The following is a 15,256-nucleotide window of genomic DNA, read 5'->3' as shown; positions in this document are numbered from 1 at the left end:
ACCACCGGACTACCCTCCGTACCGGATCACTTTCAGTCCGCAAGGGTCGGAGGTAGCACCGCTCATGCCCCACACCCACGACCGCCCCCGGATACCCCGCAAGGCTCCGGCTCCCCGCCCCCGCAATCCCTCGGTGACCGTCGTCGCGCTCGCCTTCGCGGGGATCGCCGTCGCCGTCATGCAGACCCTGCTCGTCCCCGTCATCAAGGACCTGCCCGACCTTCTCGACACCTCGCCCGCGAACGCCACGTGGGTCATGACCTCGACGCTCCTCGCGGGGGCCGTGTCGACGCCCGTGCTCGGGCGGCTCGGCGACCTGTACGGGAAGCGGCGGATGCTCTTCGTCTCGCTCGGCGCGATGATCGTGGGCTCGGTCGTGTGCGCGCTGACCGACTCGCTCGTGCCGATGCTCGCGGGCCGTACGCTCCAGGGCCTCGCGATGGGCGCGATCCCGCTCGGCATCGGGATCATGCGCGACGTGCTGCCGCGCGAACGACTCGGCGGCGCGATGGCGCTCATGAGCTCGTCGATCGGTGTGGGCGGTGGGCTCGCGCTGCCGCTCGCCGCGATCGTCGCGCAGCACGCGGGCTGGCACGCGCTGTTCCTGCTCGCGGCGGGGCTCGGCGTGGTCTCGCTCGCGCTCGTCGTGGCGCTCGTGCCCGACGCGTCGGTACGGGCCCCGGGGCGCTTCGACCTGCCGGGCGCGCTCGGCCTGAGCCTCGGGCTCGTGTGCCTGCTGCTGCCCGTGACGAAGGGCGCGGACTGGGGGTGGGGCTCGGCGCGGGTACTCGGGCTCTTCGGGCTCGGGGTGCTCGTGCTGCTCGGCTGGGGCTGGTACGAACTGCGTGCCGCCGCGCCGCTCGTGGACCTGCGCACGAGCGCGCGCCGCGAGGTGCTGCTCGCGAACCTGGCCTCGGTCATGGTCGGGGTGTCGTTCTACGTCGTGACGCTCGTCCTCCCACAGCTCCTCCAGTTGCCCGAGGCGACCGGCTACGGGCTCGGGCAGTCGATGGTCGTCGCGGGCCTGTGCGTGGCGCCGCTGGGGCTCACGATGATGGCGACGGCGCCGCTCTACGCGCGGATCGCGGCGCGGCGCGGACCGCGCCTGACGTTGCTGCTCGGGCTGCTGGTCATCGGGATCGGGTACGGGGCGGGGCTCGGCCTGCTCGGGTCGGCCTGGCAGACCGTGCTGATCGCGGTGCTCGTCGGCGGGGGCATCGGGCTCGCCTACTCCTCGCTGCCCGCGCTGATCATCGCGGCGGTGCGCCCGGAGGACACGGGGGCGGCGAACGGCCTCAACGCGCTGATGCGGTCGATCGGGACCTCGGTGTCGAGCGCGGTGATCGGGATGGTGCTCGCGGGTTCGGCGACGCCGCACGGGGGTGTCGCGGTGCCGTCGATGAGCGGTTTCCGCACGTCGTTCGTGATCGCGCTGTGCGCCGTGGCGGGCGGGCTCGTGCTCGCGTGGTTCCTGCCGCGCGCGGCGGGCGGCGGCGAACGCCTCACGCTCGTCGAACTCCCGGGCACACGGGACGACTTCCTCCTCCCGGACGGGTTCAGCGGCTTCCGCGGCGAGGTGCGGGACGCGGAGGGCGCGCTCGTCGTCCGCGCGACGGTCACCCTCATCGACCGCCGAGGGCGTCAGGCGGGCCTGACGACGACCGACACGGCGGGCCGCTACGCCCTGCCCGCCTTCACCGCCGGCCCCTACGTCGTCGCCTGCCGCGCCACGGGCCACACCCCCCGCGCCGCCGCCGTCTCCTTCCCCGGCGGCCACGCCACCCGCCTCGTCCCCCTCGTCCTCGCACCCCTGCGGGACCGGAGCGGGAGGGCGGAGGCGGTGAGCGGCTGAGGCGGTGGCACGACGTAGCACGCCGTGCCACCACGCACTATCCTGGTCGGTATGAGCGTTCAGCCCGAAATCACCCAGCGGGACCTGCGCAACAGGTCACGCGAGATCATGGACGCCATACAGGGCGGCCAGTCCTTCACCGTGACCCGCGACGGTCACCCCATCGGTCAGCTCGTCCCACTGCGCCGACGGCGTCGTTTCGTCTCCCGCGAGGAGTTCGCCGCGATGTCGAGGACTGCCCCCGGCATCGATCTCCAGACGTTCAGGGCCGATCAGGAGACCACCGCCGACACCGCCCCGGACGACCCCTATGCCCGGTGACCGCCCGCCCTTCGCGCAAGGGCTCCTCGACACGAACATCATGATCCTGCGGAAATGGGTCGCGCCCGAAGAGCTGCCGGACGAGATGGCGATCACATCTGTCACCTTGGCGGAGCTGTCCGCGGGCCCCCACGAGGTCCGCCGCAACGAGGAACAGGGCGACTACGACGAACACGCCGAGCGCGCCCGGCGCCTCGATGTGCTCCAGCGTGCCGAGAACGAGTTCGACCCCATCCCGTTCGACGCGGAGGCCGCCCGCGTCTACGGCCGGATCTGCGCCGCGGTGATCAGCGCGGGCCGCAAGCCCCGTCGCCGGGTGGCCGACCTGATGATCGCTGCCATCGCCGTGGCGGAGGGACTTCCGCTCTTCACCACCAACCCCGACGACTTCAAGGGACTGGACGGACTCCTCACCGTCGTCCCCGTCACTCGCCCGGCGGTGCCGCACGAGGGGTGACGCCCCGGAAGCGCCCCACCGCGGGGGCGGCGTGTGCGGGTGCGGGTGCGGTGGGGCACGATGCGGGGGCCGTACCGGAGGCCGACGCTCGTGCGCAGGTGCGGCTCCGCTTGTCACGTACCGCTGGAGGACGCCCGTCATGCCCGAGACGCACGCCGTCGATGCCACCCCCTCTCCCGGTGTCCTCGCCGCCTTCGAGGGGGCCAAGGGGTTCATGCCCGTGCACGAAGGGCTCGCGCTGTACGCGGCGGCCGTCGAGGCGGGGCGGCTGGGGCTGCCCCTTCTTGAGGTGGGGACGTACTGCGGGCGGTCCACGGTGCTGCTCGCCGATGCCGGGCGGGCCGCCGGGGTGACCGTCGTCACCGTCGACCACCACCGGGGCAGCGAGGAGCAGCAGCCCGGCTGGGAGTACCACGACCCGGAGACGGTGGACCCGGAGCTGGGGGTCATGGACACGCTGCCCGCCTTCCGCCGCACCCTGCGCCGGGCCGGGCTCGAAGAGCACGTCGTCGCCGTCGTCGGGCGCTCCCCGCAGGTCGCCGCGGTGTGGGCGCGGCCGCTCGGGCTCGTCTTCGTGGACGGCGGGCACACGGACGCGCACGCGAACGCCGACTACGAGGGCTGGGCGCCCCGGCTCGCCCCGGGCGGCCTCCTCGTCATCCACGACGTCTTCCCCGACCCGGCCGACGGCGGCCAGGCCCCGTACCGCGTCTGGCTGCGCGCGGTCGCATCGGGCGACTTCGACGAGGTCCGGACGGTGGACTCGCTGCGGGTGCTGCGGCGCCGCTGAGCGCGCCGGGGCCCGTACCCCCTACGATCGCGGGCGTGTCCAACTCCCCCACTCCCCAGCCCTTCCCGTCCGGACCGAGCCGCCCGCCGCGTTCCCGGCGGCTGCTCACCGTCGCCGCCGTCGCCGTGCCCGTCCTGCTGCTCGCGGGGGGCATCGGGTACGGCGTCGCGGGGCGCGGGGGCGGTACGGGGGCCGACGACGCGAAGGCGGCGCCCGCCCCGGTCCGTACCCCCGCGTCCCCCGGCCCCTCGCCGTCCACCGGGCCGCTGAGCGGGAAGGTCGTCGTCCTCGACCCGGGGCACAACACGAAGAACCGCCTGCACACCGCCGACATCAACCGTCAGGTCGATGTCGGCAACGGGCGCAAGGAGTGCGACACGACCGGGACCGAGACCAACGCCGGTTACCCGGAGGCCGAGTTCACGCTCGACGTCGTGCGCAGGGCGCGGAAGCTGCTGCGCGCGCAGGGCGCCGAGGTGCGGCTCACCCACGACGGGGACCGGGAGTTCGGGCCCTGTGTCGACGAGCGCGCCGAGATCGGCAACGAGGCGGAGGCGGACGCGGCCGTCTCGGTGCACGCGGACGGCGCCCCCGCCGGGGCGCGCGGCTTCCACGTGATCATGCCCGGCGCCGTGCACGCCGGGAAGGCCGACACCCGCGCGATCACCGCGCCCTCGCACGACCTCGGCACCCGCCTCGCCGCGTCCTTCGCGAAGGCGACGGACACCTCCCCCGCCACGTACATCAACGGTGGTACGGGCCTCGACACCCGCTCCGACCTCGGCGGCCTCAACCTCAGCCGCGTCCCGAAGGTGTTCCTGGAGTGCGGGAACATGCGCGACGCGCGCGACGCGGGGCTGCTGACGAGCGCGAAGTGGCGGGAGCGCGCGGCGCGCGGGATCGCGGTGGGGGTCGCCGCGTACCTGACGGAGGACGCCGGGGAGAAGTCGTGAGAACGCTGTGGTGCCGGGGTGGGCGCGCGGGGCCGCCGGACGGGCCCGGTCCCGTGGCGGTATGGTCCTCGGGAGCTCGGGGGATCTCTGCCGTACGGACCTTGCGACCCACGGTCGGCGGTGAGCACGCCCCGGCTTGCCGACCACTGCCGACGAAGGACCTGACGACGTGAACATCCGCTCTCTGACCAGAGGCGACGGGGTGGTGATCGTGGCCGCGGTGGTGCTGTTCATCGCCTCGTTCCTCGGCACCTTCTCCTGCGACAGCGACAGTTGCACCAGCGTCCCCAACGCCTGGGACAGTCTCGGGCTCCTGATGAGTGTCTACCTTGCCGGGGTCATCGGGGCCGCGCTCGTCATCCTCACGAGGCTGCTGCCGCAGCCGCGCAAGGTGCTCGGACTGGACCTCGGCCAGCTCGGCGCCGCCCTGACGGTCTTCGCCGCCTGGACCGCGCTGTGGACGATCTTCGACCCGCTGGGCTCCTTCAGCGACGTCCAGAGCGTGGCGCGGATCGGGGCGGGCTCGGGTCTCGTCCTCGGCCTCATCGCCGCCCTCGTCCTCGCCGCCGCCTCCGTCGCGGGCCCCCTCGTCCCCGCGCTCAAGGGCCCCCTCGTCCCCGCCCCGCGTCCCGCGCAGCCGCAGCCGTACGGGCAGCAGCAGGGTCAGACGGGGTACGGCTACCCGGGCACGGGCCAGCAGCAGCCGCCCGGTTACGGGTACCCGGGCGCGGGCCAGGCGCAGCAGCCGGGGTACGGCTACCCGGGTGCGGGGCAGCCCGCCGCGGGCCAGCAGCAGCAGCCGGCCGGGGCGACCCCGCCGCCGGCCGCGCAGCCCGCCGAGTTCGCCCCGTTCTGGTTCGCCGTCCCCGTGCCGCGCCCGATCTACGGCGAGGACGGCACACCCACCCCGATCGCCGAACTGACCCCGGGCACTTGGTACTTGGCCGTTGACCAGCGCGGCCAGGACCTCGTGGCCCAGACCCAGGACGGCAAGCGCGGCGTCCTGCGCGACACGACGGGCATCCAGCGCGGCTGATCCGCGCGCCCGCACGGGCCCCTTGCCGGGGACAGGTCCCAAGTGGCCTGTCCCCGGCCCCGTTTCACCCATGCACAAGCGGTAATACGGTGGCCATGTCCACCAGAAGCGGTTCCTCGATAGGCCGGATCATCGCGCTCGTCGCCGATGTCGTGGCCGCCATCATCATCGTCTGGATACTGATGTATCTCCTGGACGCGAACCGGGGCAACGACCTCGTGCAGTGGGTGCACGACGCCGCCGCCTGGCTCGCGGGCTGGTCACGCGACCTGTTCACCTTCGACAAGGAGTGGGCGCGCGTCGTCTGCGGCTACGGCCTGGCAGCCGTCGTCTACCTGGCCGTCGGCCACGCGGCAGCAGGCCGCATCCGCCGCTGACCCCCCGGCGCGGCGCAATTATCGAGCCCCTCCGGCGTTCGAGGAGCGGGGCGTGGGGCGGAGCCCCACAACCGGGGCGTGGGGCGGAGCCCCGCAGCGGGCCCGGGGCGAAGCCCCGGCCCCACCCCGCTCCTCACCCGCAGGCCGCCTCCGCGATCCCGTCCGGGAGCCCCGCCCCGAACACCGCGCACGTCGCCGGCTCCCCGGCGATCGCCGCCACCGCGAGCAGCAGCGCCCCCGCCGTCCACGTCGTCTGCTCACGCGGCCACAGGGCGTCGTCCTCGTACACGTACCCCGTCCAGTACAGGCCGGTCTCCGGGTCGCGCAGCCGCCCGAGGTCCCGCAGGATCGCGGTGGCGCGCTCCGTGTCGCCCACCGACCAGAGGGCGAGCGCGAGTTCGGCGCTCTCGCCGCCCGTGACCCACGGGTTGGGCACGACGCAGCGGCAGCCGAGGCCCGGCACGACGAACTCGTCCCAGCGCGCGGCGAGCCGCGCCCGCGCCTCCGTGCCTTCGAGCGCGCCGCCGAGGACGGGGTAGTACCAGTCCATCGAGTAGCGGCTCTTGTCGAGGAAGCGCTCGGGGTGGTGGCGGATCGCGTGGCGCAGTTCTCCGGCGGCGAGTTCCCAGTCGGGTTGCGCCTCGCCGCGTGCGGCGGCGAGGGCGAGGCCGCAGCGCAGGGCATGCAGGACGGAGGAGGAGCCCGTCAGGAGCGCGTCCGTGACGGGGGTGCCGTCCGCCTCGCGCTTCCAGCCGATCTCACCGCCGGGCTGCTGGAGCCCGAGCACGAAGCCCAGCGCGGCCTTGACGACGGGCCACATCGTCTCGCGGAAGGCGGTGTCGCCGGTCGCGAGCCAGTGGTGGTAGGTGCCGACCGCCACGTACGCGCAGAAGTTGGACTCGCGCGCGCGATCGGTGGGCCGCTCGAAGTCGCCGTCGTGGTAGGCCGCGTACCAGGAGCCGTCCGGGTTCTGGTGGCGGGCGAGCCACGCGTAGGCGCGGGCCGCCGCCTCGTGCTCCCCGGCCGCGTCGAGCGCCATCGCGGCCTCGGTGTGGTCCCAGGGGTCGAGGTGGTGGCCGCGGAACCAGGGCAGCGCCCCGTCCTCGCGCTGCTGCCCGAGGAGCGCGGCGACGGTGGCGCGGGCCTCGTCGGCGGTGAGGACGCCCGGGAGGACGGGGAGGCCGGTGCGGGGCGTCGTCATACGGCGGTGGGCGCGGCGTCGTCGGCCGCCGGGGCGGCGTCGTGGGGACCCGGCACGGCGTCGTGGGGACCCGCGGCGTCGTGGGGCAGGTGCGGCTTCGTCGCGTAGGCCACGAAGCTCTTGCCGAGCAGCGGGTTGAGGAAGTGTTCGGCGTACCGGGTCGTGCGGGGCTTCTTCATGATGTCCCAGACGAGGAGCTTGTGGTACGCGCGGACCGGGAGCGCCTTGTCGTTGTCGACGCCGAAGGCGCACTTGAGCCACCAGTAGGGGCTGTGCAGCGCGTGCGCGTGGTGGGCGCCGTAGGGGCGCAGGCCCGCTCCGCGCATCCTGGCGGCGAGTTCGGTGGCCTTGTAGATGCGGATGTGGCCGCCCTCGACCTCGTGGTACGCGTCCGAGAGCGCCCAGCAGACCTTCTCGGGGAAGTGGCGCGGCACCGTGACCGCGATGCGCCCGCCGGGCTTGAGGACGCGGACCATCTCGGCGAGCACGCCCTTGTCGTCGGGGATGTGCTCCATGACCTCGGAGATGATCACGACGTCGAAGGACTCGTCGGGGAAGGGCAGCGCGAGCGCGTCGCCCTCCATCGCGGTCGCGGTGGCTCCCGCCGGGACCTCGCCCGCCTCCTCCATGGCCGCGAACCACTTGGCGACCTCACGGATCTCCTCCGTGTTCCGGTCCAGGGCCACGACCCGCGCCCCGCGCCGGTAGCACTCGAAGGCGTGCCGCCCGGCTCCGCAGCCCAGGTCGAGCACGCGGTCGCCCGGGGCGAGCGGGAAACGGGTGAAGTCGACGGTCAGCACGAGGACCTGCTTTCGCGGTCGGGGGTGGCGGTTTCGCGGGCGGGGACGGCGGGGGCCGCCACCAGGGGGCCCGTGGCCCGGGGGGTGAGCGGCCGTACGGGGCGGGAGGCGGGGGTACGGGCGAGCGCCGCGCGGTAGCGCTCCGCCGTGCCCTCGGCCGCGCGCGCCCACGTGAAGCGCTCCAGTACGCGGGCGCGGCCCGCCGCGCCGAGCCTGCCGCGCAGTTCCGCGTCGCCGAGGAGCCGCCCGAGGGCCTGCGCGAGCGCGCCCGCGTCGCCGGGGGGCACCGCGAGGCACGTCTCGCCGTCCTGCCCCGCGACCTCGGGGATCGCGCCGCCGGTCGTCGCGACGAGCGGGGTGCCCGTCGCCATCGCCTCGGCCGCCGGGAGCGAGAAGCCCTCGTAGAGCGAGGGCACGCACGAGACCTGGGCCGAGCGCACGAGGTCGACGAGTTCCGCGTCGGTGATGCCCTTGACGAACTCGACGGCGTGGGCGAGCCCGTACTTCTCGATGGCGCGCGCGACGGGGCCGTCCTCGGCGCGCTTGCCGACGACGACGAGGTGCGCCCCGGGGTGCTCGACGCGGACCTTGGCGAGCGCCTCGACGAGGTGCACGAGGCCCTTGAGCGGGACGTCCGCGCTCGACGTCGTGACGATCCGGCCGGGCACCTCGGGCACGGCGGGGTCGGGCGAGAAGAGCTCGGTGTCGGCGCCGATGTGCACGACGTGGACGCGGCGCGGGTCGACGCCGAGGTGGCGCACGATCTCGGCGCGCGAGGTGCCCGAGACGGTGAGGACCGAGGGCAGCCTGCGGGCGACGCGCTTCTGCATCCGCGTGAACCCGTACCAGCGGCGCACCGAGAGCTGCCGCTTGAGCCCCTCCGCTGCGGCGAGGTCGAGCTGCCGGTCGACCGTGATCGGGTGGTGGATCGTCGTCACGAGCGGGGCGCCGAGCGCGCGGGGGCCGCCGAGCAGCCCGTACCCGAGCGTCTGGTTGTCGTGCACGACGTCGAACGCGCCGCGCCTGGCCGCGAGATGGCGGCGGGCGCGGAGACTGAAGGTGAGGGGTTCGGGGAAGCCGCCGGTCCACATCGTGGCGACCTCCAGGGCGTCGACCCAGTCCCGGTACTCCTCGCGGCGCGGGGTGCGGAAGGGGTCGGGCTGGCGGTAGAGGTCGAGGCTCGCGACCTCGGTGAGCGGGACGCCCTCGTCGAGCACGGGGTACGGCTGGGCGCCGAGCACCTCGACCTCGTGCCCGAGCCGGGCGAGTTCGCGCGAGAGGTGGCGCACGTAGACGCCCTGTCCTCCGCAGAAGGGGTTCCCCTTGTAGGTGAGCAGGGCGATGCGCAGCGGGCGATCGAGTCCGGCGCGGGCACCCAGGGCCTCGGCGGTCACTCCAGGCACCCTCTCTTTCCTGAACGTCCGGCGAGCCTACGCCGGGACTGCAAAACCGAACAAGTTCCCCTTGATCGTCGTCCGCCCCCAGAATCTACCGGCAAGTAGCCTCGGTGGGACACCGGGTGCGGGAGGTGACGAAGAGCACGTCAGGACGGGCGGCGGCGGGTGCGGCCCGCACGCACCATGGGGCGGGGGCCCGTCCGGGGGTCCTGCCCGCCAAAGCCGCCGAAACCACCCGCCAGCTAAAGTGGTGCGGCCCCGAAATCCCCGCGCCCCCGGCCAGGCGCGCCCCGCCAGGAGCCGCCCGCATGAACCTCCGCCGCCTCGCCGTCGCCGTCCCCCTTGTCGCCACCGGCGCGCTCGGGCTCGCCTCGGCACCCGCCCCCGCCGCGACGCCCGCCGCTTCGCCGGGGCCCGCCGAAGGGCTCTTCGGGACGCAGGACCCCACGTACGACGGGGTGTGGCGGCAGTCCCTGTCCCTCGTCGCGCTCGACGCGGCGGGCCGGAAGCTGCCGGTGAAGGCGGTGGACTGGCTCGTCGGGCAGCAGTGCGCGGACGGCTCCTTCGCCCCGTACCGCGCGAAGCCCGCGGCGGACTGCGGGCCGAAGGACCAGGTGGACACGAACCAGACGGGCGCGGCGATCCAGGCGTTCGCCGCGATCGGCGGGCACCGGGCCGAGGCCGAGAAGGCGCTGTCGTGGCTGAAGTCCGCGCAGAACGAGGACGGCGGCTGGGGGTACACGGCCGGTTCGCCGTCCGACGCGAACTCGACCTCCGTCGTGCTCGGCGCGCTGCGCGCGCTCGGTGTGAAGCCGGCCGACGTGACGAAGGGCGGGAAGTCCGCCGAGGACGCGCTGCTCTCCCTCGCGCTGAAGTGCGACGCGAAGCAGTCGCCGGGCAAGGCCGGGTCCGCCTTCGCGTTCCAGCCCGAGAAGAACGGCACGCTCGTCGCGAACGCCGACGCGACCGCCGCCGCCGTCACGGCCGGCTACGGCGCGGGCTTCGTCGTCGCCGCGCCGCACGAGGAGCGCGGCGGGAGCGTGGCCTGCGCCATGCCCCGTACCGCGAGGGAGGCCGCGCGCAACGGCGCCGTCTGGCTCGGCGGCGTCCTCGGCGAGAACGGCGCCGTGACGACGGCGCTGCCCGGCGCGAAGCCGAAGCCGGACCCGGGGAACACCGCGGACACCGCCGTCGCGCTCGCGGCGGCCGGGATGCCCGAGGAGGCGCGCAAGGCGGTCGACTGGCTCCGCTCCGAGGGCCCCGCGTGGGCCGGGAAGACGGGTCCCGCCGCGTGGTCCCAGCTCATCCTGGCCGCGCACGCGACCGGCGCCGACCCGGCCGACTTCGTGGGCCGCGACCTGCCCGCGAAGCTCGCGGCGACGGGGCCGGGCGGGAAGACGGTCGCGGGCGAGACCGTGCGGGCGAAGGACTCCGGCACGTCCGACTCGTCCGGCAAGGACGAGAAGAAGGACGACGGCGGCGGGTCGAGCCCGTGGTGGTTCGTGGGCGTGGGTCTCGCCGCGGGGGCCGGGATCGGCTTCCTGCTGAGCAGCCGCAACAAGAAGAACGCCGCGCGGTGACCCTCCGCCGCACGAGGTCACCGGCCGTCCCCCTCCTCGCTCTGCTCGCCGCGCTCGCCTGCGTCCTCGGTCTCGGCGCGCCCGCCTCGGCCGCGAGCGCGTACCGGTACTGGTCGTTCTGGGAGCGTACGGACGCGGGCGCGTGGCAGTACGCGACGCGCGGCCCGGCGCTCGCGCGGCCCGGCGACGGCGAGGTGGCCGGTTTCCGCTTCGCGGTGAGCGAGGACGCGGGCGACGCGACCCGGCCGCGCGCGACGGCGGACTTCGCCGCGATCTGCGCGGGCACGAAGGCCGAGGCGGGCCGCAAGCGCGTGGGGCTCGTCATCGACTTCGGCACGGCGGCGGACGCCCCTTCCGGCGAGCGACCGCCCCGGGCCCGTACCGCGTGCGCCCGGGTCGCCGGGGACGCGAGCGCCGCCGACGCGCTCGCCGCCGTCGCGAAGCCGCTGCGCTACGACGCCTCGGCGCTCCTGTGCGCCATCGCCGACTACCCGCGCCACGGCTGCGGCGAGCAGGTGGCGGCCACGTCGGAGGAGGCGTCCGGGGAGCCGTCCGGGGAAGCTTCGCGGGAGACCTCGGCGCACGAGGACGGCGGCGACGGCCCCTCCGTCGGTGTCTTCGCCGGTGTCGGCGTGCTCGTCGTGCTGGCCGCGGGCATCGGGTGGCAGACCCTCCGCCGACGGCGGCCGTGAGCGGCGGAACGGCGGGGGTGGCGCGCACGGGCGGCACGGGCCCCGGGCGCCGTGCCCGTACGGGAGCCGCCCCCGCCCCCTCGCGCCGGGACTTCCCGCTCCTGCACGCCGGTGCCTGGTGGGTGTGGGCGCTCGGGCTCGCCGCCGCGGCGACCCGGACGACGAATCCGCTGCTCCTCGCGCTCCTCGTCGGTGTCGCGAGCTACGTCGTCGCCGCGCGCCGCACCGAGGCGCCGTGGGCGCGCGCGTACGGGGCGTTCCTGCGGCTCGCGGTGGTCGTCCTCGTCATCCGCCTCGGCTTCGCCGTCCTGCTCGGCTCCCCGGTCCCCGGCACCCACACGCTCCTCACGCTCCCCGAGATCCCGCTGCCGGAGTGGGCGCAGGGGGTGCGGCTCGGCGGGCGCGTGACGGCGGAGGGGGTGCTCTTCGCCTTCTACGACGCGCTGCGGCTCGCGACGCTGCTCGTGTGCGTGGGCGCGGCGAACGCGCTCGCGAGTCCGGTACGGCTCCTGAAGTCGCTGCCGGGCGCGCTGTACGAGGCGGGGCTCGCCGTCGTCGTCGCGATGACCTTCGCGCCGCACCTCGTGGCGGACGTGCGCAGGCTGCGCGCCGCGCGGCGGCTGCGGGGGCGGCCGGACCGGGGCCTGCGCGGGCTGCTCCAAGTGGGGCTGCCGGTGCTGGAGGGCGCGCTGGAACGTTCCGTCTCCCTCGCGGCGGCCATGGACGCGCGCGGCTACGGGCGGACCGCCTCGGTGCCGCGCGCGGTGCGCCGCACGACGGCCGCGCTGACGCTCGGCGGCCTGCTCGGGGTCTGCGCGGGGACGTACGCGCTCCTCGCCGACACCGGCGCCGCCTACGGGTTCCCGCTGCTCGCGGCGGGGGTGCTCGCCGCGGCGGGCGGGCTGTGGCTCGGCGGGCGGCGCGCGGTGCGCAGCCGGTACCGGCCCGATCCCTGGGGGGTGCGGGCGTGGCTCGTGGCGGGCTCGGGGGTCGCGGTGGCCGCGCTGCTCGTCCTCCTGGCGGACGAGCCCGCGCTGCACCCCGGCGTCGTGCCGCTCGTCGCGCCCGTCCTCCCGCTGTGGCCCGCGCTCGCCGTGCTCGTCGGGCTCGTCCCGGCCTTCGCGGCGCCGCCCGCGCCGCCCCTGACCCGTACCGCCCCGGAGCCCGCACCGTGATCCGTTTCGACAACGTCTCCGTCACCTACGCCGAGGCGGCGGCACCCGCGCTCGCCGGTGTCGACCTGAGCGTGCCCGAGGGCGAGCTGGCGCTCCTCGTCGGGCCCTCCGGGGTGGGCAAGTCGACACTGCTCGGCACGGTCTCGGGGCTCGTGCCGCACTTCACCGGCGGGACGCTCGGCGGGCGGGTCACGGTCGCGGGCCGGGACACGCGGCTGCACAAGCCGCGCGAACTGGCCGACGTGGTCGGCACGGTGGGGCAGGACCCGCTCGCGCACTTCGTGACCGACACGGTCGAGGACGAACTCGCCTACGGCATGGAGTCCCTGGGCCTCGCCCCCGCCGTCATGCGCCGTCGCGTCGAGGAGACGCTCGACCTCCTCGGCCTGCACGAACTGCGCGACCGCCCGCTCGCGACGCTCTCCGGCGGCCAGCGCCAGCGCCTCGCGATCGGCTCCGTGCTCACCCCGCACCCGCGCGTCCTCGTCCTGGACGAGCCGACCTCCGCGCTCGACCCGGGCGCGGCCGAGGAGGTCCTCGCGGTCCTGCGCCGCCTCGTCGACGACCTCGGCACGACGATCCTGATGGCCGAGCACCGCCTCGAACGCGTCGTGCAGTACGCGGACCGCGTGATCCTGATCGAGGCGCTCGGCGCGCGGCCCGTCACGGGCACGCCGCGCGAGGTCATGGCGGTCTCCCCGGTCGTCCCGCCCGTCGTGGCGCTCGGCCGCGTGGCCGGCTGGGAGCCGCTGCCGCTGTCGGTGCGGGACGCGCGCCGCACGGCGGGGGAGCTGCGGGAGCGCCTGAGCGGCCTGGAGCCGGGGACGGTGGACCCGCACGCCGGGACACCCGTCCCACCACCGCTTCCCTCCCCCGAGCCCCCTCGCGCCGCGCGGCCCCGCCTGCGCGATCGCGTGCTGCGCCGCCGTCCCGGGGCGGACGTCGCCCCCACCGGCGCCGAGGCCGCCCGGGTGCGGGGGCTCGCGGTCACGCGGGGCGCCGTGCGGGCGCTGCGCGGGGTCGAGCTGACCGTGCGGGGCGGTGAGACCGTGGCCCTCATGGGGCGCAACGGGGCGGGCAAGTCCACGCTGCTCTCGTGTCTCGTCGGGCTGCTCGCGCCGACGGCCGGGTCCGTGACGGTCGGCGGCGAGGCGGCGCGCGCGCTCGCGCCCGCCCGGCTGATCCGGCGCGTCGGGCTCGTGCCGCAGGAGCCGCGCGACCTCCTGTACGCGGACACCGTCGCCGCCGAGTGCGCCGCCGCCGACGCGGACGCGGGCGCGGCGCCCGGGACGTGCCGCGCCCTCGTGCGCGAACTGCTGCCGGGCGTGCCCGACGCGACGCACCCGCGTGATCTCTCCGAGGGCCAGCGGCTCGCTCTCGCGCTCGCCGTGGTGCTCACCGCGCGCCCGCCGCTGCTGCTGCTCGACGAGCCGACGCGCGGCCTGGACTACGCGGCGAAGGCGCGGCTCGTCGGCATCCTGACCGGGCTCGCGCGCGCGGGGCACGCGATCGTCCTCGCGACGCACGACGTGGAACTGGCGGCCGAACTCGCCCACCGCGTCGTCATCCTCGCCGAGGGCGAGGTCGTCGCGGACGGCCCGGCCGCCGAGGTCGTCGTCGCCTCGCCGCTCTTCGCCCCGCAGACCGCGAAGATCCTCGCCTCGCCCGGGGCGGCCTGGCTCACGGTGGGGCAGGTCGCCGAGGCGCTCGGGGCCGAGGGGGCGGGGGCGCGATGAGCGGCACCGCGCGTACGGGGAGCACGCCCCGCGCCGTCCGGCTCGGGCCCCGCGCCGCCGCGGCGCTCGGGCTCGTCACCGTGATCGGGGTCATGGCCTTCGGCTGGCCGCTGCTCGCCGCGCCCGGCTCGGGCGTCGCGCACTCGGGGGACGCGCCGTGGCTCTTCGCGGCGCTGCTCCCGCTGCTGCTCGCTGTCGTGGTCGCGGCGATCGCGGACGGGGGCCTGGACGCGAAGGCGGTGGCGATGCTCGGTGTCCTCGCCGCCGCGGGGGCGGCGCTGCGACCGCTGGGCGCGGGGACGGCGGGCATCGAGCCGATGTTCTTCCTCATGGTGCTCGCGGGGCGGGTGCTCGGCCCCGGCTTCGGCTTCGTCCTCGGCGCGGTCTCGATGTTCGCCTCGGCGCTGCTGACCGGCGGCGTCGGGCCGTGGCTGCCGTTCCAGATGCTCGCGATGGGCTGGGTCTCCGGCGGCGCGGGGCTGCTCCCCGGTGCGCGGTCGCTGCGCGGGGTGCGGGAGTTGCTGGTCCTGGCGGGGTACGGGGCGCTCGCGGCGCTCGCGTACGGCTTCGTCATGAATCTCCAGGGCTGGCCCTACCTCGGCGGCCTGTCGACGGGCGTCTCGTACGTGCCGGGCGACCCGCTCGGCGCGAACCTGGGCCGCTTCCTCGCCTACTGCCTCGCGACCTCGCTCGGCTGGGACCTGCCCCGCGCGGTGCTCACGGCGGTGCTGAGCCTGACGCTGGGGCCCGCCGTCCTCAAGGCGCTGCGCCGGGCGACCCGCAGGGCGGCGTTCGAGCCGGAGGTCTCCTTCGCGACGGGTGAGCAGAGGTCCACCCCGGGTGAGGGAGAGGGCACCCGAAGGTGAGGCGGGGCACGTGACCTGGCTCG

General features: G+C 75.6%; 15 protein-coding genes. 12 read left to right on the top strand and 3 right to left on the bottom strand.

Annotation, left to right across the window (positions count from 1 at the left end):
- Nucleotides 1-64: 64 nt before the first annotated feature.
- From STTU_RS24280 to STTU_RS24250, 7 genes are all read left to right on the top strand, one after another.
- On the top strand, nt 65-1,852 hold the full coding sequence (locus STTU_RS24280; RefSeq protein WP_043256187.1) for an MFS transporter: 1,788 nt from the start codon (nt 65-67) through the stop codon (nt 1,850-1,852).
- 51 nt (nt 1,853-1,903) lie between these two features.
- Complete coding sequence (locus STTU_RS24275) at nt 1,904-2,173, top strand: type II toxin-antitoxin system Phd/YefM family antitoxin (RefSeq protein ID WP_010273951.1); 270 nt, start codon at nt 1,904-1,906, stop codon at nt 2,171-2,173.
- Nucleotides 2,163-2,630: a type II toxin-antitoxin system VapC family toxin gene (locus STTU_RS24270; protein WP_043256186.1), complete on the top strand. Its 468-nt coding sequence runs from the start codon at nt 2,163-2,165 to the stop codon at nt 2,628-2,630. Before STTU_RS24275 ends, STTU_RS24270 begins: the two co-directional genes overlap by 11 nt.
- Nucleotides 2,631-2,769: 139 nt before the next feature.
- Nucleotides 2,770-3,420, top strand: a complete 651-nt coding sequence (locus STTU_RS24265; protein WP_007827733.1) for a class I SAM-dependent methyltransferase — start codon at nt 2,770-2,772, stop codon at nt 3,418-3,420.
- Nucleotides 3,421-3,455: 35 nt separating this feature from the next.
- A complete protein-coding gene (locus STTU_RS24260; RefSeq protein ID WP_007827731.1) occupies nt 3,456-4,373 on the top strand; it encodes an N-acetylmuramoyl-L-alanine amidase in 918 nt (305 codons plus the stop codon).
- Nucleotides 4,374-4,542: 169 nt separating this feature from the next.
- Entirely contained in the window at nt 4,543-5,409 is an 867-nt protein-coding gene (locus tag STTU_RS24255; protein WP_199785040.1) for a DUF5336 domain-containing protein, read from the top strand.
- A gap of 95 nt (nt 5,410-5,504) precedes the next feature.
- Nucleotides 5,505-5,786 carry a hypothetical protein gene (locus tag STTU_RS24250; RefSeq protein WP_010273961.1) on the top strand — a complete coding sequence of 94 codons (282 nt, stop codon included), beginning with the start codon at nt 5,505-5,507 and terminating at the stop codon, nt 5,784-5,786.
- A gap of 133 nt (nt 5,787-5,919) precedes the next feature.
- Here STTU_RS24250 and STTU_RS24245 read toward each other — a convergent pair whose 3' ends face one another.
- Genes STTU_RS24245 through STTU_RS24235 form a run of 3 tightly spaced genes read right to left on the bottom strand, consistent with a single transcriptional unit; the run spans nt 5,920 to nt 9,181 of the window.
- Nucleotides 5,920-6,987 carry a prenyltransferase gene (locus STTU_RS24245; protein ID WP_043256185.1) on the bottom strand — a complete coding sequence of 356 codons (1,068 nt, stop codon included), beginning with the start codon at nt 6,985-6,987 and terminating at the stop codon, nt 5,920-5,922.
- The gene (locus tag STTU_RS24240; protein ID WP_043256184.1) at nt 6,984-7,787 is read right to left on the bottom strand and encodes a class I SAM-dependent methyltransferase; all 804 of its coding nucleotides are present in this window, start codon (nt 7,785-7,787) and stop codon (nt 6,984-6,986) included. The genes STTU_RS24245 and STTU_RS24240 overlap by 4 nt, the downstream gene beginning before the upstream one ends.
- On the bottom strand, nt 7,781-9,181 hold the full coding sequence (locus tag STTU_RS24235) for a glycosyltransferase family 4 protein (RefSeq protein WP_007827721.1): 1,401 nt from the start codon (nt 9,179-9,181) through the stop codon (nt 7,781-7,783). Before STTU_RS24235 ends, STTU_RS24240 begins: the two co-directional genes overlap by 7 nt.
- Before the next feature lie 311 nt (nt 9,182-9,492).
- Here STTU_RS24235 and STTU_RS24230 point away from each other — a divergent pair, with 311 nt between their 5' ends.
- The 5 genes from STTU_RS24230 to STTU_RS24210 are packed head-to-tail and all read left to right on the top strand — an operon-like array spanning nt 9,493 to nt 15,233.
- Nucleotides 9,493-10,764 carry a prenyltransferase/squalene oxidase repeat-containing protein gene (locus tag STTU_RS24230; RefSeq protein ID WP_007827719.1) on the top strand — a complete coding sequence of 424 codons (1,272 nt, stop codon included), beginning with the start codon at nt 9,493-9,495 and terminating at the stop codon, nt 10,762-10,764.
- Nucleotides 10,761-11,456: an SCO2322 family protein gene (locus STTU_RS24225; protein ID WP_043256182.1), complete on the top strand. Its 696-nt coding sequence runs from the start codon at nt 10,761-10,763 to the stop codon at nt 11,454-11,456. Before STTU_RS24230 ends, STTU_RS24225 begins: the two co-directional genes overlap by 4 nt.
- A 17-nt stretch (nt 11,457-11,473) precedes the next feature.
- A complete protein-coding gene (locus STTU_RS24220) occupies nt 11,474-12,631 on the top strand; it encodes an energy-coupling factor transporter transmembrane component T (protein WP_007827715.1) in 1,158 nt (385 codons plus the stop codon).
- Nucleotides 12,628-14,367 carry an ABC transporter ATP-binding protein gene (locus tag STTU_RS24215; RefSeq protein WP_043256180.1) on the top strand — a complete coding sequence of 580 codons (1,740 nt, stop codon included), beginning with the start codon at nt 12,628-12,630 and terminating at the stop codon, nt 14,365-14,367. The genes STTU_RS24220 and STTU_RS24215 overlap by 4 nt, the downstream gene beginning before the upstream one ends.
- On the top strand, nt 14,364-15,233 hold the full coding sequence (locus STTU_RS24210; RefSeq protein WP_043256179.1) for an ECF transporter S component: 870 nt from the start codon (nt 14,364-14,366) through the stop codon (nt 15,231-15,233). The genes STTU_RS24215 and STTU_RS24210 overlap by 4 nt, the downstream gene beginning before the upstream one ends.
- The last annotated feature ends 23 nt before the right edge of the window (nt 15,234-15,256 follow it).

This window comes from Streptomyces sp. Tu6071 (assembly GCF_000213055.1).
Taxonomy (GTDB): domain Bacteria; phylum Actinomycetota; class Actinomycetes; order Streptomycetales; family Streptomycetaceae; genus Streptomyces; species Streptomyces evansiae.
This window is presented reverse-complemented; position numbering and strand designations above follow the sequence as displayed.

Bases quoted from the DNA above. Each gene is read 5' to 3' on its own strand.
- STTU_RS24280 (WP_043256187.1), top strand. From the start codon at position 65: ATGCCCCACACCCACGACCGCCCCCGGATACCCCGCAAGGCTCCGGCT.
- STTU_RS24275 (WP_010273951.1), top strand. From the start codon at position 1,904: ATGAGCGTTCAGCCCGAAATCACCCAGCGGGACCTGCGCAACAGGTCA.
- STTU_RS24270 (WP_043256186.1), top strand. From the start codon at position 2,163: ATGCCCGGTGACCGCCCGCCCTTCGCGCAAGGGCTCCTCGACACGAAC.
- STTU_RS24265 (WP_007827733.1), top strand. From the start codon at position 2,770: ATGCCCGAGACGCACGCCGTCGATGCCACCCCCTCTCCCGGTGTCCTC.
- STTU_RS24250 (WP_010273961.1), top strand. From the start codon at position 5,505: ATGTCCACCAGAAGCGGTTCCTCGATAGGCCGGATCATCGCGCTCGTC.
- STTU_RS24245 (WP_043256185.1), bottom strand. From the start codon at position 6,987: ATGACGACGCCCCGCACCGGCCTCCCCGTCCTCCCGGGCGTCCTCACC.
- STTU_RS24230 (WP_007827719.1), top strand. From the start codon at position 9,493: ATGAACCTCCGCCGCCTCGCCGTCGCCGTCCCCCTTGTCGCCACCGGC.
- STTU_RS24210 (WP_043256179.1), top strand. From the start codon at position 14,364: ATGAGCGGCACCGCGCGTACGGGGAGCACGCCCCGCGCCGTCCGGCTC.